The organism is Bradyrhizobium uaiense (genome assembly GCF_010811875.1).
GTDB lineage: Bacteria > Pseudomonadota > Alphaproteobacteria > Rhizobiales > Xanthobacteraceae > Bradyrhizobium > Bradyrhizobium uaiense.
Window position 1 is genome coordinate 1 of sequence record NZ_VKHP01000411.1, and the last position, 4,158, is coordinate 4,158.

Consider the following 4,158-nt stretch of genomic DNA (forward strand, 5'->3'; position numbering starts at 1 on the left):
CCGGCGTCGCTCTTTGGGTGTCGGCGTGGCATACTTCTCTCGCTGCGCGAGCGAAGGATGGTGGGGGCGACAGGGATCGAACCTGGGACCCCTACCATGTCAAGGTAGTGCTCTCCCGCTGAGCTACGCACCCAAAGCCATGTTTGGATCGGGTCCCTATAACGGACGCCGGCGGGGCAGGCAAGGATACAAAGTGAAGGTTTTTTGGCGAATCAGGCCGCCAGCAACTTATTCACTTCGCTAACCAATTCCCTGAGGTGCACGGGCTTGGCCAATACCTTGGCGTTTTTCGGCGCCTCCGAATCGGAATTGAGGGCCACCGCGGCAAAGCCGGTGATGAACATGATCTTGATATCAGGATCGAGTTCCGAGGCGCGGCGCGCCAGCTCGATGCCGTCCATCTCGGGCATCACGATGTCGGTGAGCAGCATTTCGAACGGCTCCTCGCGAAGCCGCTGGTAGGCCGACATGCCGTTATCATGCGGCGAGACCTTGAAACCCGCATTTTCGAGCGCCTTTACCAGGAAGCGGCGCATATCGGTGTCGTCTTCGGCGAGAAGAATTTTCGGCATGGCAGGAATCGTCGAATCCGGCTTGAGGATCAGTCCGAACAGTAAGCCCGACAGTCGGTAAATTTCGGGTGAAATTTACGTCAAGCCTGAGGCGTCGGGCACCGCCTATTTGTGGACTGAACCACGGGTCGAAGCAACCTCGTGCGGCATTTCCTGCCTTTAAGACGCGTTCCAGCCGATATGGCACTCTTTTCACTTGGCAGAATGATCGCGATTACAGACAATGCCCGCCCATAAATCTCCGCTTTTCCGGCAGAATCAGTTCTTGCGGGGCAAGGCGGACGCAAGGGACGGCGCCAAGGGAATGACCGAATTTGCTGGCGAGTTGTCGCCCCCGTTCGAGATCGTTGAGCCGCAGGCCTGGCGCGCGCCGATCATCTTCAATTCCCCGCATTCGGGTTCGGTCTACCCGGCCGAATTCGTCGAGGCGTCGCGAATCGATGTGACGTCGCTGCGCCGCTCCGAAGACAGCTTCATGGACGAGTTGATCGCGGGCCTGAGCGATCGCGGCTTTCCGATCGTCCGGGTCAACTTCCCGCGCTCCTATGTCGACGTGAACCGCGAACCCTATGAGCTCGACCCGCGGATGTTCACCGGGCGGCTGCCGAGCTTTGCCAACACCCGCTCGATGCGGGTGGCCGGCGGCCTCGGCACCATCCCGCGGGTGGTCGGCGACGGCCAGGAGATCTACCGCGAGCGGCTCGAGGTCGACGAGGCGTTGCGGCGGATCGAGGTCCTCTACAAGCCCTACCACCGTGCGCTGCGCCGGCTGATCAACAAGGCGCACCAGGCGTTCGGCGCCGTGATCCTGGTCGACTGCCACTCGATGCCGTCGGTCGGGGTATCGCGCGACGAGCCGCGCCGGCCCGACGTCGTGATCGGCGACCGCTATGGCACCAGCTGCGCGCCGCTGCTGCCGGATTTGGTCGAGGAGATCATGAGTTCGCTCGGCTATTCGATCGGTCGCAACAAGCCCTATGCCGGCGGCTTCATCACCGAGCACTACGGCAACCCGGCGAGCGGCCTGCACACCGTGCAGATCGAGTTCAACCGCGCGGTCTATATGGATGAGCGCCGCCGCGAGCGCGGGCCGCGCTTCGCCCAGGTGGCGGCCGACTTCGCGACCCTGGCGGATGCGCTTGCGAAAATTCCGTTTGGGGATCTCGGCCCGTTCCAGGCGGCGGCGGAGTAGACTTTGATCCGAGGCACGACGAAATCGTGAACTTGGAATTCAGTTTGCTGACGTAGCCTGAGTGGAGAAGTGGAATCCGGGTTCGTATTCAATGCGGAGCCGAGACGTCCGAAGAGATAAAGAGACGGCCCAAGAAAAAAGGGCCGCTTGAATGAACAAGCGGCCCAAGTCTAGGGAGGAAACGCCCAAGGAGGGCAGCGATAGCGCGAGGCGCTACCGCACCGCAACAATATGCGACCGCGCTGCACAAAACGCAAGAACTTTCGAAACATTTCTCGCGCAATGTTGGTAAGTCTGGCGAATCTGCAACATGGCCGCGACACCGAATTAATCCGTTAAATATCAAACTTTTACGGAGAAAGACCAGATCAGCCGGCGCTCTGCGCATAGCTTGTATACCAGAACTCGCAACTTCGTGATCCGCTCCGGAGCGCTCGAGACTTTCGAATCCGAACCAAATCGAAAGCCCCGAACCGGATCATCGGGCTGGGATAACGCTCCGTTAATCGTGCGCGCCGCATTGGATTGAGCTAGGCAAGAGCAGATCCGGTTTCTACCGCGCCGTTTGCGCATTTCAGGGACATGCCGTGACGGTCATCGACTTTACCGCCTTCATCGGCCGCCTCGCGACCGCATCCGGCGAAACCATCCTGCCGTTCTTCCGCACCTCGCTCTCGGTCGACAACAAGAGCTCGAACGATTTCGATCCGGTCACCGAGGCCGACCGGGCCGCGGAAGCCGTGATGCGGCGGCTGATCAAGGCGAACTTCCCCCAGCACGGGATCGTCGGCGAAGAATTCGGCAATGAGCGCGAGGACGCCGACTATGTCTGGGTGCTCGATCCGATCGACGGCACGAAGTCCTTCATCGCCGGCTTTCCGATCTGGGGCACGCTGATCGCGCTGCTGCACAAAGGTACGCCGGTATTCGGCATGATGCACCAGCCCTATATCGGCGAGCGATTCTCCGGCGACAACGGCTCGGCGAACTACTCCGGGCCATCGGGCGAGCGGCGACTTTCGGTGCGGCGGTGCGCCACGCTGAAGGAAGCGACCGTCTTCACCACCAGCCCGCTGCTGATGAATCCGGATGACCGCGCCCGCTTCGGCCGCGTCGAGACTGCGGCGCGGCTGTCGCGCTACGGCGGCGATTGCTACTCCTATTGCATGCTCGCAGCCGGCCATCTCGACCTCGTGATCGAGACCGAGCTTAAGCCCTACGACATTGCCGGCCTGATCCCGATCGTCACCGGTGCCGGCGGCGTCGTCACCACCTGGGACGGCAGGCCGGCGCAAGGCGGCGGCCGCATCATCGCAGCCGGCGACCCGCGCGTGCACGAAGCCGCGATGAAGCTGCTCAACGCCTGATTTTCCTGGCCTGATTTGTCTCGGCGTGATTCGTGAGTTGCCGCGCAATTGAACTGCGCCCATCCTGACGGCAACGAGAAAAGTCAGGGATGGGCGCACATGACGATTTGCAGCAGGCTGCTGGCAGTCTTTCTCCTGCTTGTCGCACCCATCACGGCCTCGGCCCAGGAGTTCCCGACCAAGCCGATCCGGCTGATCGTGCCGTTCCCGCCCGGCGGGCCGAACGACATCATCGCGCGGGTGATAGGGCAGAAGATGTCGGAGCTGGTGAAGCAGCCGATCATCGTCGACAACCGCGCCGGCCAGGGCGGTCCCGGGAGCCTGCCGCATCTGGCCTGCGAATTGTTCAAGCTGACGGCGAAGATCGACATCGTGCACGTGCCCTATCGCGGCGCCGCCCCGGCGGTGAACGATCTGCTGGGTCAGCAGGTCCAGATGACATTTCTGGACCTGCCGGTGATCCTGCCGCAGATCAAGACGGGTACGCTGCGCGGAATCGCGCTCGGCGGCCACGAGCGTGCCCCGACCGCGCCCGATGTGCCGACCACGGCGGAGGCCGGCATGCCTGACCTCGTCATCGAGAACTGGTACGGCATGGTCGCGCCCGCGCACACGCCGCCTTCGATCATCGCCAGGCTGAACAAGCTCGCCACCGATGCGATGGCTGACCCCGCCGTGAAGGCAAAACTCGCCGAGCAGGGCCTGACGCTGGTCGGCGACACGCCGGAGCATTTCCGCGACTTCATTGCCGCCGACATCAAGAAATGGGCGAAGGTGATCCAGGATGCCGGCGTCGTGACCGCGAAGTAGCTACGGTTCGCCCGCAGCGGTTTTCGAGAACCGCGCACAACTTTCCCGCGAATCGTGCACATCGATTTAACCAATGTGTCAGGAATGCAGCCTAGCACTACTTTGGCAGATTGTTGATTTTGCCGTGCGTTATAGGATTCCCGAATCAATTTTTCAATGATTCATGGGTGGTCGGCTCTTGGAGGGCTGACCATGGCGGAATGGGAAGACGAACTCG

4 protein-coding genes and 1 tRNA gene are annotated in these 4,158 nt (G+C 61.7%); 3 read left to right on the forward strand and 2 right to left on the reverse strand.

The features are described from left to right. Nucleotides 1–58: 58 nt before the first annotated feature. Nucleotides 59–133: transfer RNA gene (locus FNJ47_RS44870), tRNA-Val, on the reverse strand. Between the two features lie 79 nt (nt 134–212). Further along, nucleotides 213–572: a cell cycle two-component system response regulator CpdR gene (cpdR, locus tag FNJ47_RS44875; protein ID WP_016843340.1), complete on the reverse strand. Its 360-nt coding sequence runs from the start codon at nt 570–572 to the stop codon at nt 213–215. Between the two features lie 304 nt (nt 573–876). On the opposite strand from cpdR, the gene FNJ47_RS44880 reads away from it, so the two are divergent. From FNJ47_RS44880 to FNJ47_RS44890, 3 genes are all read left to right on the forward strand, one after another. Further along, a complete protein-coding gene (locus tag FNJ47_RS44880; protein ID WP_163163037.1) occupies nt 877–1,764 on the forward strand; it encodes an N-formylglutamate amidohydrolase in 888 nt (295 codons plus the stop codon). A gap of 587 nt (nt 1,765–2,351) precedes the next feature. Beyond that, nucleotides 2,352–3,131, forward strand: coding sequence for a histidinol-phosphatase (gene hisN / locus FNJ47_RS44885; protein WP_163163039.1), 780 nt, complete (start codon nt 2,352–2,354; stop codon nt 3,129–3,131). 99 nt (nt 3,132–3,230) lie between these two features. Further along, entirely contained in the window at nt 3,231–3,941 is a 711-nt protein-coding gene (locus FNJ47_RS44890) for a tripartite tricarboxylate transporter substrate-binding protein (protein ID WP_163163041.1), read from the forward strand. The last annotated feature ends 217 nt before the right edge of the window (nt 3,942–4,158 follow it).